The organism is Streptomyces sp. AK08-02 (assembly GCF_033795085.1).
GTDB lineage: Bacteria > Actinomycetota > Actinomycetes > Streptomycetales > Streptomycetaceae > Streptomyces > Streptomyces echiniscabiei.
This window is the reverse complement of sequence record NZ_JARAZV010000032.1, coordinates 38,801-59,291: the sequence shown is the minus strand read 5'-3', so window position 1 is coordinate 59,291 and position 20,491 is coordinate 38,801. Positions and strand designations below refer to the sequence as shown.

Annotated in this window: 15 protein-coding genes and 1 tRNA gene; 6 read left to right on the top strand and 10 right to left on the bottom strand. The window is 72.5% G+C overall.

All coding sequences use genetic code 11. The features are described 5' to 3' along the window. Nucleotides 1-18: 18 nt before the first annotated feature. Together nrtL and PV734_RS43645 are read right to left on the bottom strand one after the other, a co-directional pair. Nucleotides 19-1,068 carry an ArgS-related anticodon-binding protein NrtL gene (nrtL, locus tag PV734_RS43650; protein ID WP_319098187.1) on the bottom strand — a complete coding sequence of 350 codons (1,050 nt, stop codon included), beginning with the start codon at nucleotides 1,066-1,068 and terminating at the stop codon, nucleotides 19-21. Between the two features lie 129 nt (nucleotides 1,069-1,197). Continuing rightward, a complete protein-coding gene (locus tag PV734_RS43645) occupies nucleotides 1,198-1,758 on the bottom strand; it encodes a response regulator (protein WP_415924376.1) in 561 nt (186 codons plus the stop codon). Nucleotides 1,759-1,869: 111 nt separating this feature from the next. On the opposite strand from PV734_RS43645, the gene PV734_RS43640 reads away from it, so the two are divergent. Continuing rightward, nucleotides 1,870-1,941, top strand: a tRNA-Arg gene (locus PV734_RS43640). Between the two features lie 255 nt (nucleotides 1,942-2,196). Here PV734_RS43640 and PV734_RS43635 read toward each other — a convergent pair. Continuing rightward, nucleotides 2,197-2,451 (bottom strand): hypothetical protein, encoded by a 255-nt coding sequence (locus PV734_RS43635; RefSeq protein ID WP_319294833.1) that lies wholly within the window; start codon nucleotides 2,449-2,451, stop codon nucleotides 2,197-2,199. A 335-nt stretch (nucleotides 2,452-2,786) separates the two neighbouring features. Between PV734_RS43635 and PV734_RS43630 the strand changes: the two genes are divergently transcribed. The 3 genes from PV734_RS43630 (at nucleotide 2,787) to PV734_RS43620 (ending at nucleotide 5,324) form a co-directional block, all read left to right on the top strand. Next, nucleotides 2,787-3,050: a CopG family transcriptional regulator gene (locus tag PV734_RS43630; protein WP_319294832.1), complete on the top strand. Its 264-nt coding sequence runs from the start codon at nucleotides 2,787-2,789 to the stop codon at nucleotides 3,048-3,050. Then, nucleotides 3,047-3,460, top strand: coding sequence for a PIN domain-containing protein (locus tag PV734_RS43625; protein ID WP_319294831.1), 414 nt, complete (start codon nucleotides 3,047-3,049; stop codon nucleotides 3,458-3,460). The genes PV734_RS43630 and PV734_RS43625 overlap by 4 nt, the downstream gene beginning before the upstream one ends. A gap of 295 nt (nucleotides 3,461-3,755) precedes the next feature. Continuing rightward, nucleotides 3,756-5,324 carry an SDR family oxidoreductase gene (locus PV734_RS43620; RefSeq protein WP_415924375.1) on the top strand — a complete coding sequence of 523 codons (1,569 nt, stop codon included), beginning with the start codon at nucleotides 3,756-3,758 and terminating at the stop codon, nucleotides 5,322-5,324. 108 nt (nucleotides 5,325-5,432) lie between these two features. On the opposite strand, the gene PV734_RS43615 is transcribed toward PV734_RS43620, so the two are convergent. Continuing rightward, nucleotides 5,433-6,989, bottom strand: a complete 1,557-nt coding sequence (locus PV734_RS43615) for a serine/threonine-protein kinase (RefSeq protein ID WP_319294830.1) — start codon at nucleotides 6,987-6,989, stop codon at nucleotides 5,433-5,435. 131 nt (nucleotides 6,990-7,120) lie between these two features. On the opposite strand from PV734_RS43615, the gene PV734_RS43610 reads away from it, so the two are divergent. Together PV734_RS43610 and PV734_RS43605 are read left to right on the top strand one after the other, a co-directional pair. Further along, a complete protein-coding gene (locus PV734_RS43610) occupies nucleotides 7,121-7,858 on the top strand; it encodes a Mut7-C RNAse domain-containing protein (RefSeq protein ID WP_319098191.1) in 738 nt (245 codons plus the stop codon). A gap of 278 nt (nucleotides 7,859-8,136) precedes the next feature. Then, a complete protein-coding gene (locus PV734_RS43605; protein ID WP_415924374.1) occupies nucleotides 8,137-9,180 on the top strand; it encodes a lysylphosphatidylglycerol synthase transmembrane domain-containing protein in 1,044 nt (347 codons plus the stop codon). A 460-nt stretch (nucleotides 9,181-9,640) separates the two neighbouring features. Here PV734_RS43605 and PV734_RS43600 read toward each other — a convergent pair whose 3' ends face one another. From PV734_RS43600 to PV734_RS43575, 6 genes are all read right to left on the bottom strand, one after another. Then, nucleotides 9,641-10,768: a class I SAM-dependent methyltransferase gene (locus tag PV734_RS43600; protein WP_319294829.1), complete on the bottom strand. Its 1,128-nt coding sequence runs from the start codon at nucleotides 10,766-10,768 to the stop codon at nucleotides 9,641-9,643. After that, entirely contained in the window at nucleotides 10,765-11,976 is a 1,212-nt protein-coding gene (locus tag PV734_RS43595; RefSeq protein WP_319294828.1) for a glycosyltransferase, read from the bottom strand. The genes PV734_RS43600 and PV734_RS43595 overlap by 4 nt, the downstream gene beginning before the upstream one ends. Continuing rightward, complete coding sequence (locus PV734_RS43590) at nucleotides 11,973-12,800, bottom strand: alpha/beta hydrolase (RefSeq protein ID WP_319098195.1); 828 nt, start codon at nucleotides 12,798-12,800, stop codon at nucleotides 11,973-11,975. Before PV734_RS43590 ends, PV734_RS43595 begins: the two co-directional genes overlap by 4 nt. A gap of 2 nt (nucleotides 12,801-12,802) precedes the next feature. After that, entirely contained in the window at nucleotides 12,803-13,132 is a 330-nt protein-coding gene (locus PV734_RS43585) for an acyl carrier protein (protein WP_319098196.1), read from the bottom strand. After that, a complete protein-coding gene (locus PV734_RS43580) occupies nucleotides 13,129-18,366 on the bottom strand; it encodes a polyketide synthase (protein ID WP_319294827.1) in 5,238 nt (1,745 codons plus the stop codon). Before PV734_RS43580 ends, PV734_RS43585 begins: the two co-directional genes overlap by 4 nt. A gap of 5 nt (nucleotides 18,367-18,371) precedes the next feature. Then, nucleotides 18,372-20,491 (bottom strand): SDR family NAD(P)-dependent oxidoreductase (locus PV734_RS43575; RefSeq protein WP_319294826.1); only part of this gene is annotated, 2,120 nt, incomplete at its 5' end.

Genomic DNA, 20,491 nt, shown 5'->3' with positions numbered 1-20,491 from the left:
AGAGGTGTCAGAGGTGGTTCAAAGATATTCGGGTGCGTCGATACCGAGCAGGGACAGGCCGCCGGCCAGCACCGTCCCGGCGGCTTCGGCGAGCGCGAGCCGGGCTCGGTGGGCGGCCGAGGGTTTCTCGTCGCCGAGCGGCAGCACGGTGGGGAGGAAGGCGAGCGTGGCATCGGCAAGGGTGACGAGATGCCGGGCGAGCCGGTCCGGGGCGCGATGGGTGGCGGCGCCGAGGAGCAGACGGGGGTGGTCGGCGAGGGCGAGGTGAAGGGCGGCCGGTACGTCGTCCAGGTCACCGGCGTACGCGGCGAAGCCGAGGTCGGCGGCGTTCCGGCCGAGGGCACGGGTACGGGCGTAGGCGTAACGCACCCGGAAGAGGGGGTTGCTCTCCCGCTGGACCAGATGCTCGGCGCCGACCCGGACCCGATCGTGCGGGGCGGGATGGAGAAGGGCCCAGCGGGCGGCGTCGGGGCCCAGGGGGGCGGGGTCGCCGGGGGCGGGGGGAAGGTTGCGGAGGTCGAGAATCCCTAGGCCAGGGCCGCCGCTGCCACCAAGGTCCCCGCCATCGCCGTGGGTGAGGGTGCCTTGGGTACTGGTGTCGCGGTGAAGCCGGACGCGGGCGCCTTGGGAGGCGACGATCCGGGCGACCGCGTCGGCGACGACTTCGGCTCGGGGTTCGTACGCGAGGGGCAGCCGTACCGACAGCAGCTGCCCTGCGAGGGCGTCACCGTGTCCGTAGCGCGGCCCCTGGCTGAGGATCTCCCGTACGAGGGCTGCGGGGGCGGCACTGTCGAGGCTGATGTTGAGGAATCCGGGCCCGGTGATCTCGACGCCACGGACGCCGGGTGCGGCGCTGATCCGCTCGCACAGGACTTCGGCGACGTAGCGGGGAGTGCGGCCGGCGGGCCTGGCCAGCTGCAGCGCGATGTTCGTGGCGTAGTCCCCGGAGCCGCCGGGTCCGGGCGCCGCGACGACGGCGCGTGCGGGGACGGCGACGGTCAGCTCTCCCGCGTCGACAGCACGACGCACCGCACACAGCACGGTACGAGAGAGCTCGACGGGGGTCACGGGACCAGCGTATGGGAGGAGGGGGGTGGGTAGGCGACTGGGTTTGGGGTGCGTCCGGCATGTGGACAGAGGAGGGAAGGAGAGGGAAGGGAAGGCGTGGGACGACCGGAGGGGCGGCGAGTACCGGTCTCAGCCGCCGACACCCCGGCCGGCTCGCTCGGCCTCTCCGGGGGCGCCGAGGGGGTCAAGGGGTCCGAGGGGCGGCACGGCCGCGGGCCCGCGGGAAGGTCCGAGGGCGCTTTCGAGGGAGGCGCCGTCCCGCCCGCGTTCGGCCAACTGCTGTACGAGGGTGATGAGTTCGGAGGGGTCGAAGGGCTTGGCGAGAAACGCGTCGACGCCGACCTCCAGCCCCGCCTCGACCTCGTACTCCGTACAGGCGCTGATGATGGCGAGGGGCAGGCCGCGGGTACGGGGATCGGCACGCAGCCGGGCGGCGGTGCGCAGACCGTCGAGCCGAGGCATCGCGACGTCGAGGGTGACGACATCGGGGCAGACCTGATGAACGACATCCAGACACTCGGCACCATCAGCCGCGGTCACGACCTCGAAACCCTCCAGTTCGAGGTTGACCCTGATCAGCTGCCGGATGACCTTGTTGTCGTCCACAACAAGCACCCGGCCGGACACGCCCGGCACAAGTCGAGGGTAGGTCGAGACCGGCCACCGCGTCCGGCTTTTACCTACTTCCACTGCCCCCGAACGAGCACCGGCCCGGCCCACGCCCGGCTCCCAAAACCCGTTCCTGATCACCCCGAACGAGCTGGTAGGGTTCTACCCGTCAGAGCGCAACGCGCCAGACACGCCCCCGTAGCTCAGGGGATAGAGCAACGGCCTCCGGAGCCGTGTGCGCAGGTTCGAATCCTGCCGGGGGCACCTTGAATGAGGTGCCTAAAGACCCCGCCATCAGCGCAGTAGCTGAGGACGGGGTCTTCGCGTGTGTGCAGGCGGATGCCGCTGAAAGCAGCTGTTTGTCAGTGATCACGTAATGGTGACGTAATGATCTTGAGGGTCTTCCGGCAGGTCAGCGACCGTTTCCCGAAGCCCTGAGCGTAGCTTTCCGACACAGCCGCTGAAGCCCCGGATCGCTCCGGGGCTTCAGTGTGTGCGTGAGTGGTGCGTGGGCCGCCTTCAGCCTTCGGCTTCGGGCCCCTCCCCCAGCCCCTTCAGGATCCGGTCGTTCATCTCCTGCTCCTGGCCGTCGATGCACTTCGCGTAGATCTTCAGCAGGACATCGACCGAGTGACCAGCTCGGGCCGCCACCTTCGGGGCAGGTACGCCGGAGTTGAGCCACCGGGAGACACCCGCATGCCACAGGTCGTACGGCCGACGCAGAGGAGACCTGGCCCGGTACGAGTGCCAACTCCCGCGCCTGCTTCCATTCACGCGGGTAAGACGACGCGGCCACGACGTTGCCCCGCTCGCTCGCGAAGAGCCGACCGCCCTTCGCCGTGCCGAACTCCTTCAGGTGCTCACGGAACGGCACCACCAGCGAAGGCGGTATCGGCACGATGCGGACCTCACCTTGTGCACGTTGGCTGCGACCCCGCCGATCGCGCGCCTCGCACGAGTCGCTCCACTCCTTGCCCGTGGTCGGACGCGTCTCGCCGACGTACGTCACGGCTGAGATTCCCCCGTTGCGCGGGAGTGGCTGACCAGCACCGCGGCGACTCTCGTGCAAGCCCATCGAACAGGGGAGGATGCTCGGTAGGATAGGTAGCATGAGTGAGCCTACCGGTAAGTACTCGATCACCATGCCTCGAGATGTCGCCGAAGCCGCCAAGGCCCGCAGTGGCCCCTCCGGACTGTCCGCCTACGTCGCCGCAGCCGTAGCCCGCCAGATCGAGCGGGACAACCTCAACGAACTCATCACGGTGGCGGAGGCCGAACACGGCCCCATTGGCGATGAAGAGATCCAGGCTCTGCGCGACCAACTCCACCAAGCCCGGAAGCATCAGACCCAGGGCGGGGCGAACGCCGCGTGACCCCCTCCCCCGCCACCCCAGGCGGCACCCTGGTCCTCGACAGCGAAGGGCTGGCCAAGGCCGTCCTGCGCGACCGTACGGTCACCGGCTGGCTCGCCCTCGCCCGGGCCGACGACCTGCGGGTGATCACATCCGCAGCCACCCTCGTGGAAGTGATTCACCCACGGATCAATCGCCCAGCCCTGGAATGGACCCTGTCCCGCCTCGTCATCGAACCGGTAACCGAGCCCATCGCCCGTCACGCCGCCGCCCTCCTCGTCGATGCCCGTCTGCACGGCCACAAGTACGCCATCGACGCGATGCTCGGCGCCACGGCGCTGGCAGCCCCCGCCCCCGTCACCGTCCTCACCTCTGGCCCCGAGGACCTCACTTCGCTCTGCCGCGGGCGCGTCACCGTCATCAAGATCTGAGGGCACACCGCCCGCCCGATCAAACACGAGGCCCACACCTACATGCAGCCGGGCCGACCTCGAGCCATCGGCCCTCGGAAGCCGGATGCCCGGCACGAGCACATGCCCCAGCCGTCAGGGCAAGAAGCTGTGAGACCTGCCCGCGCGCTCCGGAACGCCTCCCAACTCGATCAAACGGCGCACCACACACCTTTCCGCACCTCACTCTCCCCAGGGTGCCGCGACGGGCGTGGCCGCCCCGTTGCCGTCATGATCGGACGACGGGGTGGTGGTGTCGGAGCGAGCTCGTGGAGGTGTGATCGTGAGCACGGGTGAGGTGCGGACCACCCTGGTCACCGGGGCGTCCGGTTATGTCGGTGGGCGGCTGGTGCCGGAGTTGTTGGAGGCGGGGTATCGGGTGCGGTGTCTGGCCCGTTCGCCGGACAAGCTTCGTGACCATCCCTGGGCGGCGGATGTCGAGACGGTTCGCGGGGATGTCACCGACCCCGAGTCGGTCGCCGCCGCCATGGGTGGCATCGATGTCGCCTACTACCTGGTGCACGCCCTCGGGTCCGGGTCCGGGTTCGAGGGGACCGATCGCCGGGCCGCGCGGGTCTTCGCCGAGGAGGCTCGGGTCGCCGGGGTGCGGCGGATCGTCTATCTCGGGGGGCTCACCCCGCAGGGGGTGCCCGAGGACTCGTTGTCCCCGCATCTGCGTTCCCGGGCCGAGGTGGGGCGGATCTTCCTCGACGCGCCGGTGCCGGCGACCGTGCTGCGGGCCGCGGTCGTCATCGGCTCGGGGTCGGCCTCCTTCGAGATGCTGCGGTACCTCACCGAGCGGTTGCCGGTGATGGTCACCCCGAGCTGGGTGCACACCCGTACCCAGCCCATCGGGGTGCGGGACGTGCTGCGCTACCTCGTCGGCTCGGCGGCCATGCCGGACGACGTCAACCGGGCGTTCGACATCGGCGGGCCGGACGTTCTGACGTACCGGGAGATGATGTGCCGTTACGCCGTCGTCGCGGGACTGCGCCGGCGACTCATCGTGCCGGTTCCGGTCCTGACCCCGAGGCTGTCCAGCCACTGGGTCGGTCTCGTCACCCCGGTGCCCGCCGCCCTGGCCCGGCCGCTCACGGAGTCGCTGCGCCACGAGGTCGTCTGCCGCGAACACGACATCGTACGGTTCGTTCCGGACCTTCCTGGTCGGCCGCTGCCCTTCGACGAGGCACTGGCACTCGCGCTGCGGAGGGTGCGGGAGGCGCAGGTCGCCACCCGGTGGTCGTCGGCCGCCCTGCCGGGGGCGCCCAGTGATCCGCTGCCCACGGACCCCGACTGGGCGGGCGGCAGCCTCTACCAGGACGAGCGGCAGCTGTCGGTCGACGTGTCGGGGCAGGACCTGTGGAAGGTGATCGAGGGCATCGGGGGCGACAACGGCTGGTACTCCTTTCCGCTGGCCTGGGCGGTACGGGGCTGGCTGGACCGGTTCGCCGGGGGTGTGGGCCTGCGCCGTGGGCGACGCGACGCCGAGCGACTGCGGGTCGGTGACTCGCTGGACTTCTGGCGGGTCGAGGCGATCGAGCCCGGGCGGCTGCTGCGGCTGCGGGCCGAGATGCGGCTGCCCGGCCTCGCCTGGCTGGAGATGTACGTGGAGACGGAGGGCGAGGGCGGCACCCGTTATCGTCAGCGGGCCCTGTTCCACCCGCGTGGTCTGCTGGGCCACGTCTACTGGTGGTCCGTGTCCCCCTTCCACGCGGTCGTCTTCGGCGGCATGGCCCGCAACATCACCCGGGCGGCCGGCAACGAGGGGCACCGCCGACCGGGCCCGGCGCGGTTCCTCAGGTCGGCGTCCCGCGCTCGGCGAGGCCGCTCTCGTAGGCGGGGTTGATCCTGACTCGTAGGTCCTGGGCGGCCCCGGTGGTTGATCTCCGACTCGGCCACGCCCTCGTCCGGCAAGCCGGCCGGCCGGCCGTTGGTAAGCGGCTCGGCGCGTAGCTCACTTCCGGGGCCGGAAGTGCGCCCCGGTCGACTCCTCCCCGGTGATCGTGGCCACGCAGCGCAGGACGCGCAGACCGTCGGCGTACTCGGTCTGCGTGGGCGGGAGTACGTCGATGGTCCAGCGGTCCGGGGCGATCCTGACCGCGTCGCCCTGTCTGGACGCCGCGAGGACCGAGCGGGAGCAGAGTTCGCGGACGTCCGGGTGATTCTCCAGTTCCCGCTGGTTGTTGGTCATCCCGGTCGACGGGAGCGGGGCTATCGCGAAGGTCTCCCACGGGTGGGACACCAGGCAGTCGGAGCGGTTCACGCTGACGATGCCGACGTTGACGACCATGCCGCCCCAGCATTCGGCGGTCGTGGTGCAGCGGCCGTGCAGGCCGGCGACCTCGGCCGCGGGGCAGTTCTCGGTCGTCGTCGGTACGCCGAAACCGGCGATCGTGGCTTTCGACGCCCCGCCCGAAGCGGAGGCGGAAACGGAGGAGGTGGAGGTGGAGGGGCCGGTGGTGGGCGCGTTCGTCGTCGACGGGGGCAGGTACTGGTACGCCAGCGTCCCGCCCGTACCGACGAGGACCACGGCCACGGCCGCGACGGACAGCCGTACACGCACCGTTCTGCCGCGCGGGGAGGCGGCCGAAGCCTGGACGGTGGTCGGCGAAGCGGAGGGCGGAGCCGAGGGCGGAACAGCGCCGGGGACGGGGATCGGCACGTAAGTGGCGCCCGTCGGGTCCGCCGGGCCTGTCAGGTCCACGGCGGCCAGTGCGTCCCGGAGCGCCGCCGCGCTCGGCAGCCGGTCGGCCGGGTCGGGGGCCATCGCGTGCCGCAGGACCTCGGTGAAGCTTGGGTGCACTCCGGGGAGGTCCGGCAGGGGCCAGGTGTGCCGGACGATGACCTCCGCGATGCCGAGGCTGCCCTCCGCCGGGAAGTGCGGGGCTCTGCCGTGCACCAGGGCGTAGATCGTGGCGGCGAGGGAGTACACGTCCCCGGCGGGTGTGGGTTCGGCCAGCCGGAAAGCCTCCGGCGGGGCGTACGCGGGGGTCAACGCCTCGCGGGTGACCGACAGTTCCTGGCCCTGCCGGGGCATCGCGGCCAGCCCGAAGTCGGCGAGGCCGACATTCCCGTACCGGTCGATCATGATGTTGCCCGGTTTGATGTCGCGGTGCAGTACGCCGGCGGCGTGGGCCGCCGCCAGCGCGTCGGCGATGCGTACGCCGATGTCCCGCGCCTCGGCGACCGGGAGCGGGCCCTGCCGCTGGAGGCGGTCGCCGAGCGAACCGCCGGGGCACAGTTCCAGGACCATGTAGGGGCGGCCGTTGTCGAGCACCCCGGCGTCGTGGACGGCCACCACGTGCGGGTGGCCGGACAGTTGGCCTGCCGCGGTGACCTCGCGCAGGAAGCGCTGGCGGTCGCGGTCGGTGGCGAGGACGCGGCTGTCCATCTTGAGGGCGACCTCGCGACCCACGGCCAGTTGGCGGGCCCGGTACACGGTGGCGAACCCGCCCTGGCCGAGCACCTCGACGACCTCGTAACCGGGCACGCCCGTACGTTCGAACTGCATGCTGCCGTGCTCCCCCACCCGCGAGGCCGACCGTCCCGGTCGGGGTGTCGGGCCGGGGCGTTGAGAGCGCAGACAGTAGTGCACCGGAAACCGGCGGGCGTTCCCGGCCGGGGCGATGACATGCTGACCGCGTGAGCAGACCGGAGATCGTCATCAGTTTCGCCTCTGAGCTGCGGCTCTTCGTCCCGTCCGAGAGACGTGCCGGGCCGACGGCCGTGGTCACCGACGGATCGTCCTCGCTGGGACACGTGGTGGAGTCGCTCGGCGTACCCCTCACCGAGGCCGGGCGGCTGTCGGTCGACGGCCGGGAGGTGCCGGTGTCGCATGTGCCGGGGGCGGGCGAGACGGTGGAGGTCGGTGCCGTCGTCAGACCGCAGTCGGTGCCGGGGGCGCCGCTGCGGTTCCTGCTGGACGTGCATCTGGGCACGCTCGCCCGGCGGTTGCGGCTCCTGGGCGTCGACGCGGCGTACGAGAGCGAGGACATCGGCGACCCGGCGCTGGCCGCGTTGTCGGCGGCCGAGCGACGCGTGCTGCTCTCCCGGGACCGGGGTCTGCTGCGGCGCCGGGAGCTGTGGGCGGGGGCGTACGTCTACAGCGACCGCCCGGACGACCAGCTCCGGGACGTACTCGGCCGCTTCGCGCCCGTGCTCGCCCCCTGGACCCGGTGCACCGCCTGCAACGGGCGGCTGTCGCGGGCCGACAAGCAGACGGTCGGCGACCGGCTGGAGGACGGGACCCGGCGGACGTACGACGTCTTCGCGCAGTGTGCGGACTGTGAACGGCTGTACTGGCGGGGCGCGCACCACGCGCGCCTGGAGGCGGTCGTCGAGGGCGCGCTGAGCGAGTTCGGCCCGCACCGCGTCCCTTGAGCAACCTGTGAGGGAGGGTGCGGGAACCGACGGCGGCGCGAGGGCGTTGAACAGACGCGGTGCGAAGGACGTATTGACAGTTGGCGACAAGGGGAGACTCTGACAGAACTCTTCAGACATCATCTGTGTCGCCCGTCCGCCCTCACCCCTTCTCTTCCTGGACACCACCCCGTCACGCGGACTGGGAACGCTCTTGTTGTCCCCCCTTGCCTCGCTCTTCATTTCCCCCCGTCCGCCCCCGCAGCGCGTGGGCGCAACGTGGAAGGACGACGCGCGCTGTGTCCTCATTTCCGATAGTGCCCATAGCTCCGCCCGCTCCGACGGTCCAGTCACCTCCCCAGGGCATCTCGGACTGTCCCTCACCGGCCTCCCGTGCCCGCCGTTTCCCCGGCGCGCGGTACGCCCGCCGGGTGCTCTGTCTGCTGCCGCTCCTGCTCATCGGGATCTGGGCAGCGGACAACTGGCCGGTCCTGCACGACGGGGCTCTGCGGCTCACCACGGCCGACCCGGGCTGGCTGGCGATCGGGGCCGCGTTCACGTTCCTGTGCTGGGTGTCCGCGGCGTTCGCCCGGCAGGGCGCGATCCCGGAGCGGCTGCCGCCCGGGCTGCTGCTGGCCTCGCAGTTCGCCGCCGGAGCCGCCAACAACGTCCTCCCGGCCGGTCTCGGCGCCCACGCGGTCACCTTGCGCTTCCTGACCGGCCGTGGCATCCCGCTGACCCGGGCCACCGCGTCGCTCGCCCTGTATTCGCTGGTCAAACCGGTGGCGAAGCTTCTGCTGATCCTCGCGCTCCTGGCGACCTTCCCGACCTCGTTGGCCACCGCCGACGTCCTCCCCGACCAGGGGACACTGGTGCCCATCGTCGTGGGCGTGGCCGCCACGGTGGCCGTCGTGACCCTGGTTCTGGCCTTCGTACGTCCGTTGCGGCGCCCCCTGCTCGACGGTCTGCGCACCGCCCTGACCGACGCGCGGCGGCTGCACACCCGGCCCGTCCGGGTCGCCGCGCTGTGGGGCGGCGCCGCGGGCTTCTCCCTGTGCCAGGCCGCGGTGCTGGCCTCTGTCGGGGCCTCGCTCGGGCTGCCGATCGCCTGGCCCGACGTGGTCTTCGCCTACCTCGCCGCGAGCGCCGCTGTCGGCGCCGTGCCCGCGCCGGCCGGGATCGGTCCCGTCGACGCGGCCCTGGTGTTCACGCTGGCCGCGATGGGCGCGCCGATGTCCCTGGCCGCCGCGACCGTCGTCGGCTTCCGCGTCCTGACGGTCTGGCTGCCGCTGCTGCCGGGTGCCCTCGTGCTGTCGCTGCTGGTGCGCGCCAAGGTGCTGTGACGCGCCGCTGGTTCGGCGATCGGGTGGAGTGATGCGGCGGGGTGATCCGCAGGGGCGCCGTGGCGGATGCGGTGCCGTACGCCGTGCTCGCTCGGGCCCGCCGCGCGAGGCAGGCGCCGGGCGACCTCGCGCTCCGGCGCCCACACGCGCCAGGGCCCGGCAGCAGGCACCCCGTGAGGTGATCCCCTCGCCCCGGTCCGCCCCGTCTGGCCGCGTTAGGCGACACCGGACCCCCTCACGCTTCGACGCCCCCACGCGCCAGGACCCGGCAGCAAACACCCCGGGTGGTGATCCCGGCACACCGGTGTCGCCCCGGCTCGGCGCGCGAGGCCGACACCGGGCCCCTCACGCTTCGACGCCCGCACACGCCAGGACACGGCGGCACGCGCTCCCCGCACCACCGGCCTCACCCCGGTCCGCCGGGGAAGGCCGCTGGTGTGGTGCGCCCCGGTGGAGCACGTCAGTCTCGGCGGGCCACCAGGCGGTACGCGTTGGAGACGCCCATGCGGTGGGAGAGCGGTCGGACGGCGAAGCGGTCCAGCAGGGTGCCCAGGATCAGTGCCGGGACGCCGGCCAGCAGCAGGGCTCCGCGCAGGGTGCGGCGCAGGGCGTTCGGGGGCTGTGGCAGCCACGGGAGGTTGTCGCGCGGGGCGGCGTTGTCCAGGGCCAGCCAGACGGCGGCGAGCAGGTCGACGGGGTCGTGCGGCTCGGCGTGCTGCTCCAGGACCACCGTGAAGCCCAGGCCGGCGAGCCGCTGCCGGAGGTTGTCGACGGGGACGAAGTGCAGGTGCTGGGGCTGGAGCCAGGGCAGCCACCAGCGGCCGAGCAGCCGGGCGTAGCGGCTGTCGGGGTCGGGGACCTCGATCACCAGGTGTCCGCCGGGTCGGATGGCCTGCCGGGCGGCCTCCAGTTCGAGCGGGGGCTCGGTGCTGTGCTCCAGGTAGTGGAACATGCTGACGACGTCGTAGTGGGCGGCCAGTTCGGGGGCCAGCTCGGTGAAACTGCCCCGGTAACCGTGCTCGACGCGCCCCGCCCGCTCGGCGAGTTCGGCCCCGTCGGTGAAGTCCAGCCCGTCGAAGGTCGTGCCCGGGTGGACGACCCGGGCCGACTCGCAGAAGTGGCCGTGACCGGTGCCGACGTCGAGCCAGTTCTTCGGCGCGTCGTCAAAGGGGAGCAGCGCACGGGCCCGCTGCTCGTACATCTTCGTGCGGCCGGCGAAGGTGTTGCCGAGCTGCTTCTCGCCGAGCCCGTCGTAGAAGTCGCGGTAGTAGAACTCCAGCCCGGCGGAGCTGAGTCGGGGGTTCTGGAAGGTGTGCCGGCAGTCCTCGCAGCGGTCGAGCACGAACCGTCCGGGCTTGTGCTGGAGCAGGTCGGTGGTCCGCAGCCGGGTCGTGAGCCGGGCCGAGCCGCACCAGGGGCAACTGGTGCGCGGGGGTTCGAAGAACCGGTCGAGGCCGTGGGCCAGGTCGGTCTGGTAGGTGGGCCGGAGGGCCGCCACCTGCTCGGTACGGCTCGGAACAGCCGGCGCGTCCGGTGCTGCCTGTGCTGCCGCTTCCGGTGTGCTGGTGCCGTGCTCGTCGTCAGTCATACCGTCTCCTTGGCGGGCGCGCCGGTGGCGAGTTGCTCAAGATGGGTGGCCGCCGCCGAGGCACCCCCGGCGGCCCGGAACGCGGTACGGATCCGGCTCGCCGCGAGGCGGTGACCGGGCTCGTGCAGTACGGCGTCGATCGCGGCGCCCAGTTTCGGCGCGGTGACCCGCCCGAACCGCACCCGGATGCCCGCCCCGGCCGTCACGACCTGGCCGGCGACCACGGGCTGGTCGTCCCGGATGGGCGCGACGACGAGCGGTACCCCGTGCCAGAGCGCCTCGCACACGGTGTTGTGCCCGGCGTGGCACACGACGGCGTCAACCCGTTCGAGGAGCGGGAGTTGGGGCACGGAGGGCACGATCAGGACATCCTTGTCGTCCTCTCCCGCTCCGTCCGGGGCGTCTCCGAGGACGCCCGCCGGATCGACGATCACCGTCTGCATCCGGTCCGACCGCTCCTGTGCCGCGATCTGACACTCAGTCAGGAAGCGTGCTCCGACATCGGTGTTGGCGGTGCCGAGGGTGACGAGGACGGTTGCGCGGGCGGGGTCGAGCCAGTCCCAGGGGAAGCCGGACGGGGCGGGCCGGTCGGCGACGGACGGGCCGACGTACCGGATCTGGTCGCCCGTGCGGGCGTCGGGGCCGACGAACTCCGGTGTGCTGAAGGCGAGTACGAGGTGCGGGGAGAAGCGCGGGTCGGCGGTGCCGGCGGGATCGCCGACGCGGTCCCGGAGGCCGGCGAGCAGTTCGTCCAGCCACTCGGCGACCTTGGGCATGCCGGACAGTACGTCGGTGAACTCGGCGGAGGTGGTGGCCGAGGTGGCCCACGGCAGTCCCAGCCGCTCGGCGACGAGGCCACCGGCGAGGGCCTGTTGGTCGGCGACGACCACGTCCGGCCCGAACTCCCCCACGGCGGCGGCGACTCCGGGGGCCATCTCCTCGGTGAGCGGGGCGAGGAAGTGTTCCCAGAGGAACTTCAGCGCCTCGGGCCCCCGCATGTCCGGCGGCCGTACGCCGTCACCGGAGCCGGGGACGGGCCCCGCGCACGGGAAGACGGTGACGTCCTCGCCCGCGAGCTTCCGCACGAGTCCCGGATCGGCGCAGACCCAGGCCGACTCATGGCCGCGCGAGGCGAGTTCGGCGGCGACCCCGACAGCCGGGTTGATGTGCCCCACGAGCGGCGGCACGACGAAGAGGAACCGGCTCACCGGGCTTCCGCCCCGGCCAGGGGAACCGGGGCCGCCGCACCGAGGATCAGCGACAGGATGTGCCCACCGACCGTCCCGGACGCCTCGACGAGCACGGAGTGTTCGTGCCCCGGTACGACGACGGTCCGGCAGTCGGGCAGCACCGACTCCAGCCAGGGCGCGAGTTCGGCGAGGTCCGAGTCACCCCCGTACACACCGAGCACCGGGCAGCGTACGGAACTGGTCTCGTCGTCGGTCAGGACACGGCTGGCGGGGATGTCCTGGGCGAGGGTCGTCTCGCGGGCCAGCCGGGCGGCGCCCTTGGCGAGACGGGCGGTGTTCTGGCCGCGGTTGGCGGTGATCCAGGCGATGGCGTCGGCCTCGTTGTGGGCGAGTTCGTGCATGACCCGGCCGAGGATGCCGTCGAGTTTGCCCGCCCAGGCCGCGGTCGCCGGTTCCGACTCGATGAGGGAGACGCTGGCGGCCCGCTCCGGGTGGCGGGCGGCGTATCCGAACGCGACTGTCCCGCCGTAGGAGTTGCCGACGAGATGGACCGGGCCGGTCACCTCCAGACGGTCGAGGAGGGCCTCCAGGTCGTCGATGCTGTCGTCGAGGGTGTAGCCGGTGTCGGGGCGGCTGGAGCGGCCGTGGCCGCGCAGGTCGTACATGACGACGTCGATGCCGGAGGCGGCGAACGCCGGTGCCACGGTGAAGTAGTAGCTGGCCAGACTGTCGGTGAGCAGGCCGTGGACGAGGACGGCGGTCGCGGCGACCGGCCGTCCGCCGCGCGGTCCGATGCGCTGGGCGTGCAGCCTGAGGCCACCGCCGATGTCGACGTGTCCCATGGTCAGCCCGCCTCCGCCGCTTTGAGACTGGCGACGACGTGCTCGACGAGCCGGCCGACGGTGAGCTCGATGATCTCGTCGAAGTCCATGTCGGCCAGGAACTCGGCGAAGTTGACCCGGTTGCCGTACTTCTCCTCCAGCATCCCCGCCAGAGTCACCAGGTCGATGCTCTCCAGCTCCAGGTCGCGGTTGAAGGTGGTGCCCATCCGGATCTCGACGTCGTCGAGGCCGTACTCGTCGAGGAGGACCGCGAGCATCCCCCTGATGTCGGCGAGCACCGCCTCCTCACTGACGACAGCGGTTCTGGTCGTGTGCCCGTTGAGGCTGGTCATCGCTCCAACTCCCCTTGTTCTGCTGCGTCTTCTTCGGCCGGTCCGGTTGTCCAGGCCACGACGTACTCCCTGTCGGGCAGTCCGGGGGGATTGCCCGTCTGCTCGCAGTGCACGGTGTAGGCGGATGCGAGCCGGCCGGAGACGGTGAGCCGGTCACCCGCGTCCGTGGCCTCCCGCACCTCGAAGTCCCTCGGCCGGCCGCCGAATCCGGTGCCCTCCGCCTTCGCGACGGCCTCCTTGGCGGCCCAGAAACGGGTGAACCAGAGCGCCTCGGAATCGCCGCCGCCGTCCGACCTGGCCCGGAGCAGGGCGAGTTCGGCCGGGCCGAGGGCGGTGGCGAGGGTGGAGGCGTCGCGCTCGACGACCTCCTCGATGTCGATACCGGGCCCTTGCCCCGTGTCCGGACGGTCACCGGAGCCGGAACCCGGCCGCGACGGCCGTACGATCGCCACACCCGCCTCGGCCCGATGGGCGAGCGAGACGTCCAGCGCGGGCAGGGTCCGACCGTGCGCCCCGGTGACGTACGGCCGCCCGGTCGCGTCGTTGTGCACCCGGATCTCCGCCGGGAACACGTCCCCCTCGCCCTCCCGCTCCCAGAGCCACCGACGTACGGCGTCCTTGGCGGCGATCCGGCCGAGCAGCCACTGTCTGCGACCTCGCGGGGCATGCCGCTCGTACTGCGAACGTTCCTCCCCACCAAGGGAGTTGCGCATGATGAGGTCGCGCGAGGCAAGGTCGGGCCAGCGTTCATGGAGAAGCACCCAGCCGCCCGGCCGGGGCTGCGAGAGGGTGTTGCGTTCCGGGAAGCGTTCGACGGGCCTGGTCTGCGGGTCGTTGTCGAAGCGCCGGTCCTGCCAGCCGCTCAGCTCGGCCCAGACCTGGCCACCGACGGTCAGTTGGACGTCCGCTTCGAGGACGGTGTCGGTGAGCGAGGTGATCCTCACGAAACAGTCGACGTCGGTGCCGGGTTCGGGGTGCGGCCCGTAGAACCTCATCGTTCGCATCCCGACCGGGAACACGACCGTCCGCGAGGTGCGTGTCGCCATGATCCAGTACCCGAGGATCTGCCCGACGTTGTCGAGGAGCGAGCCTGGCGCGGGCGGGGTCGTGATGACTCCCCTCACGTGCGCCTCGCCCAGCGCGGTGAGTTCGGTGACCCCCTGGAACGCCGGGCCGTGGAACATCCAGCGCTCGGCGTAGAGCTGGGCGGCGGTGTGGTCGGGGATGCGTTCGGTGGCGGGGTTCGTGGCCCAGGGGGTGGGGAGGGTCGTCAACTCCGGGTATTCAGCGGCGAGTTCGACGGTGGCACGGGCGCGGGGGCCGAAGGAGACGGCGCGGTGGGTGGGGGTCGCGGGGACCGGGGTGACGGTCACGTCCACGTCGACGGGCGGGGTCGCCGTGAGCCACTGGTCGAAGCGGGCACCGTGCACGGCTATGGGTACCGGTGCGGGTGCTACGGGTGCGGCTCGGGTTCCGGGGTGCGGCTGCGTCGCCGCGCGCTGGGCCGCTTCCATCATGTGCTGCACGATCGTCGTCGCCGGGACCACCGGCCACCGGTCGGCCACGTCCGGCCAGCCGGGACGCTGCGGGAAGAAACAGTGGTCGAGGAGGTACGGCATGGTGTCCGGCGAGACGCGCACCGTGGTGCGCCAGGGCAGTGGGGCGGGCTGGGCGGTGGCGGGCGTGGCCCCTGCCGGACCGGCCGGGACAGCGCCTCCTGTGGACCCGCCCGACCGCCGAGAAGCGTCCCTGGTGGACCCGCCCGACCCCTGCACGGTGCCGCCCGGCCCTTGTACGGTGCCGCCCGCGTAGGCCGCGGCGGAGCCCGGTCGGCGCCGGCCCGCGCCGATCAGTTCGGCGGCGGTGTCGGCCGTCTCCCGTAGCAGGGCGCCGAGTTCGGCGGCTGCCGGGAAGCGGGCCGCGAGTGCGTCCAGGGGCGACGCAGGCCCGGCGCCGGGGAGCGCGGCGCCGCCGAGTGTCCGCACGACGCCCAACGCCTGGGCGGCACCCGCCTGTTGTGCCGCCACGGCGGCCGAGGCGACGACCCCCGACGGGCCTGCAGCTTGCGGCGCGGCGGCAGCCGGAACCCCGGTGACCGAAGGCGGCGCGGGGTTCCACACCTGCCCCGGCCTCGAACCCGGTTCCGAGACCGGTTCCGAACCCAGCTCCGCCCTCAGCCGCGTGAGGGTCCCCTCGTCGAGGGAGACGAGAGCACCACCCAGGTCGAGGCGGACGGGCGGGCGGGTGGATGGCCGGCCCCTCCGCACGGAGGCCGGCGTGTCGGCCGGTGCCGTGGAGCGGTCGGAGGGGCCGGCGGCGCGGGGTGTCGGGTCGCCGGTGGCGGTAGCGGTAGCGGTAGCGGTAGCGGGGGTACCTGCGATGTCGGCAGTGACGGCAATGGCCGTGGCAGTGGCAGTGGCAGTGGTTCGAGGAAGCGCCGGTGATGTGGCACGGCCTGACACCCACAACGCCGTTGCCACGCGCCGGAGTTGTGCCAGGCCGCCGCGATGCGGGGAGTTCGCGGCGACGACCAGGTGATCGCGCCCGGACAGCGTGTCGCCGATGAGGGAGCCGAGTTGACCGGTACCCACCTGGATGAAGGTCCGGTGTCCGGCCGCGTACATCGCCTCGACCAGCTGCCGGAAGCGCACCGGCTCCAGCAGATGCCGTACGAACAGCTCACGCACCGCCGACTCGCCCGCCGGGAAGGGCGCCGCTGTCGTCCCCGACCAGACGGGGACCGTCGGCGGCCGGAGCCGGAAGCTGCTCGCGGCCTGCTCGATGGGGGCGAGGTAGGGCGCCAACATCGGTGTGTGGAAGCCGGATTGGAAGGGCAGCACCTGACTGAGCACGCCTCGGGCACGCATTGCCCGGACGAACGCCTCGACCGCAGTGTCCGGGCCGCACACCATCGACTGGCCCGGCGCGTTGTCGTGCGAGAGCACGATCCCGGCGTCCGCCCAACCTTCTTCGGCGAGCGCCGCGAGTACCCGTTCGGCGGGCGCGCCGAGTGCTCCGAAGGCCAGCCCCGGCACACTGACCGTGTCGGGGTCGAAGGTCGCCATGAAGACGCCCACCTCGTCGCCGTCGTACAGACCGGCGGCCACCATCGCCGTCCACTCGCCGACGCTGTGCCCGGCCACCGCGTCCGGGACGACGCCCATACGGCGCAGCGCCCCGTCCAGCAACAGCCCGACCCCGACGACCCCGAACCCGTGCCGGCCCACGTCCCCGACCTCGGCCCGTGCACCGGCCGGCAGGACGTCGGTGAGACCGAAGTGGGCGGCGATGTCGTCGACGCGGGGCTCGAAGTCCCCTTCGAGGCCGGGGAAGACGAAGGCGAGGCTCCCCAACTCCCCCGCTCCGTCCGCCTGTAGCGGCTCGGGCCGGAACCAGACGTCGCTACGGCCCTGCCACGCCCGTCCCTTGGCGACGGCTCGGCGCGCCAGGGTGAGCCGCTTCGCCGTCGGATCGACGATGCCGAGCCGGGCGCGTCCGGCCCGGGGATCCGGACGGGTGGCGTCGAGGCCGGCGGCGAGTACGGAGGCGTCGTCCGTGTCGAGGAGGGCGGCGAGAGCCTCGGGGGTGTCGGCGGCGAGCAGCAGGACGCGCTCGGGCTCGGCGACAGAGGCCGTGGGCCCGGGGGAAGACGCGGGGGATGCGGTCACCGTCGTACGCGCCCCGGGCGCCTCCTCCAGCACCACATGGGCGTTGATGCCGCCGAACCCGAACGCGTTGACCGCCGCCCGTCGTACCGGCTGCTCGGCCGTGGTCTCCCAGGGCGCGGCCCGGTCCAGTGGGCGGAAACGGGTGGCCGCGAGGGCCGGGTTCGGGTCGTCGCAGTGGAGGGTGGGCAGGAGCATGCCGTGGTGGACGGCGAGGGCGGCCTTGACGAGGCCGGCGACACCGGCGGCGGGCATGGTGTGCCCGATCATCGACTTCACGGACCCGATCACCGCCGTACCGGCGCCACCCACGGTCCCCGCGTCGCACGGCCCGAACACCTCGGCCAGTGTGGCCAGTTCGGCGTTGTCACCGGCGGGGGTCGCCGTGCCGTGGGCTTCCAGGAGGCCGATGGAACCGGGCTGGGCGGGGTCGAGTCCGGCGGCCCGCCAGGCCTGGCGTACGGCGTGGGCCTGGCCGCCGGGGTCGGGGTTGACGAGCCCGGCGGCGCGGCCGTCGCTGGCCACGCCGGTGCCCCGGATGACGGCGTAGACCCGGTCTCCGTCGCGCTCGGCGTCCGCGAGGCGCTTGAGGACGACCACGCCGGTGCCCTCACCGATCAGGATGCCGTCGGCGCCCCGGTGGAAGGGGCGGATGCGCTGGCTCGGTGAGAGGGCGCGCAGTTGCGAGAAGACGCTCCACAGGGTGATGTCGTGGCAGTGGTGGACTCCGCCGGCCAGCATCACGTCGCAGCGCCCGGAGGCGAGTTCGTTCACCGCCTGGTCCACGGCCACCAGCGAGGAGGCGCAGGCCGCGTCCACGGTGTACGCGGGTCCGCGCAGGTCGAGGCGGTTGGCGACCCGGGAGGCGGCGAGGTTGGGGACGAGCCCGATCGCCGACTCGGGGCTGTCGGGACCGAGGCTGTCGGTGAACGCCGTACGGATGCTGTCGAGTTGGGCGGAGTCCAGGTCGGGCAGCAACTCGCCGAGTGTCCGCACGAGTTGACCGGCGGTGCGCACGCGCTGGTCGAGCCGGACGAGGCCGGGGGTGAGGTAGCCGCCCCGGCCCAGGATCACGCCGACGCGGTGCCGGTCGGGCAGCCAGTCGTCCAGCCCCCCGCGCTCCTTGCCTCTGCCCCCGCCTGCACTTCCAGCTCCACCTCCGCCTGCGCCTTCGCTTGCGTCGGCGAGGGCGGCTGCGGCCACGTTGAGCGCGATGAGCTGGTCGGGCTCGGTCCCGGAGACGGAGTTCGGCATGATCCCGAACCGGGTCACCTCCACCTCCGCCAGCCCGTCCACGAACCCGCCGCGCCGGCAGTACACCTGGTCGGCGACGGCACGGCCACCGGCGGAGCCGGGCCGGTAGTAGGCGTCGGCGTCCCAGCGTCCTTCCGGTACCTCGGTGATGGCGTCGGTGCCGGCGAGCAGGTTCCGCCAGTAGGTGTCGAGGTCGGCGGCGCCGGGCAGCAGCACGGACATGCCCACGATGGCCACCGGGGTCGCCGACGGGCGGAACCGTACCCCCTGTTCGCCCTGCTGACCCCGCTCGTCTGCCGCATGACGATCCGTCATGTCGCTTACCAGCCCGACGAGGTGTAGACGACGGCGCCCGCCGACTCCGCGCCCCAGGCAAGTTCGCGGAGCAGCGCCGCCGTGCCCTCCTCGGGATCGATGAGCCTGACCCCGCGCCGGGCGTACTCGCGCCCGAGTTCGGGAGTCACCATGCCGGTGTGGCCGCCGGTCGGTGCCCACGGCCCCCAGTGAACGGTCAGGGCCCGCTGCCCGGTTCGAGCCGCCCAGGCGGCGCCGAGGCTCTGCAGGGCGTCGTTGGCGGCGGCGTAGTCGACCTGGCCCCGGTTGCCGAGAACGGCGGAGATGCTGCCGAACAGGACGGCGAACGCGGGCCTGTTGGGGAGCTGTTCCAACGCCGCGAGCAGGGTCTCGGCGCCGGTGGTCTTGGTTCCGTACACGCGCTGGAAGGACTCGGTGGTCTTCTCGGCGATGAGCCGGTCCTCGATCACCCCGGCCGCGTAGACGACGCCGTCCAGGCGGCCGTGTTCGGCGTGGATCTCCTTCACGACCTGGAGGGCGGCGTCCTGTTCGCGGAAGTCGACGGAGTGGTAGCGGGCCTCGCTGCCGAGGGCCGCCAGTTCGTCGAGCGTGGCGGTGATCTCCCGCTGGGCGAGCAGGAGTTCGGCCTCACGGTTGAGCGCGGCCGGAGTCAGTCCGCCCCGGGCGGCGAGGGCCGCGCGCAGTTCGGTCCGGGTACCGGCAGCTGCCGTGGCCGCGCCCTCCGGGCCCTCCGGTGCGGGGGTCCGGCCGAGCAGCTCGATCCGGCAGCGGGAGGCGGACGCCAGCGCGGCGGCGAACTTCGCGGTGATGCCACGGGCCCCGCCGACCAGCAGCACCACGCTGTCGCGGTCCAGTCCGAGGGCGGCGGCCTCGGCGGCACCGTCCCCGGCGGGTCCGGCGCCGGTGCTGCCGAGTGCGCCCAGCGGGGTTTCGATCAGCTCGAGTCCGTGGCGTCCGGCGGCGGTTCGCAGGACGACCGGGGTGCGGTCCGGGGCGAGCAGCTCACCGAGCAGGGCGTCGGCGACAGCGGCGGCACCCGTGTCGTCGCCGACGAGGTCGATGACTCGTGCGTCCGTCTCCGGGTACTCCCGGGCGACCGTCCGGAAGAGCCCGTGCAGTCCGGCCGACCTCAACTCGGCGGCGCCCGTGCCGCCTTCCGTGGTCACCCGGACGGCGAACAGCCAGCGCGGGGCGAGCCCCAGGGCGGCCTTGAAGACGGGGAACGCCTCGGGCAGCACCGGCGGCCGGGACGAGGCGAGCGGGTCGAGGTACAGCACTCCGTCAACCGGCCCGACGGGTCCGTCCGCCCCCGTCAGCAGATGCTCGGGGTCGAGCACCACCGCGTCGGCGCCGTGTCCGGCGAGCCGCGCCACGACCTCCCGGGCCACCGCACCGGCGTCGTCGTCACCCAGGATCGCGAACCGCTTTCCGGTCAGTACGGCGGCGGGGTCGACGCTCCCGGCCCCGGCCCTGGCCCTGGCCTGGGTCCCGTCCCCGTCCTGCTGCTCCAGCAGCACAGGCCGCAACTGGAAGCGCTTGGGCGCCTCACCGGTGACCTCCGGGGAGGCGGACACGGGGGCCACCTCCGTCGGGAAGGACTGCGCTGCCGCGCCTGCCGCTCCCTGCTGCTCGACCTCGCCGGGGCCGGTGAGCCGCTGCGCCAGCCATGCCGTCACCGCAGCGGCCGTACGGGCCTTGGCCAGCTCCTCCAACTCCTCGTCCCCGAGCACAGCCAGATCACCAACACCCCCCACACCCAACCGCTGCGCCAACTCACCAGCGATCTCAGCCCGCTTGATCGAGTCGATACTCAAATCGGCTTCCAGATCAAGATCCGGCTCGATCATGTCCACCGGATACCCCGTGCGCTCACTGATGATCTCCAACACCACCCCCAACACCCCCGCCTCCGTGAACCCCCCAGCGGCGGAGACAGAAGCAGGAACAGCCCCGGGCACGGGCTGGAGTTGAGGCTGGGGCTCTACTGTCGCGAGCCGCGCCGCCAGCCATGCCGTCACCCCAGCCGCCGTACGGGCCTTGGCCAGCTCCTCCAACTCCTCGTCCCCGAGCACAGCCAGATCACCAACACCCCCCACACCCAACCGCTGCGCCAACTCACCAGCGA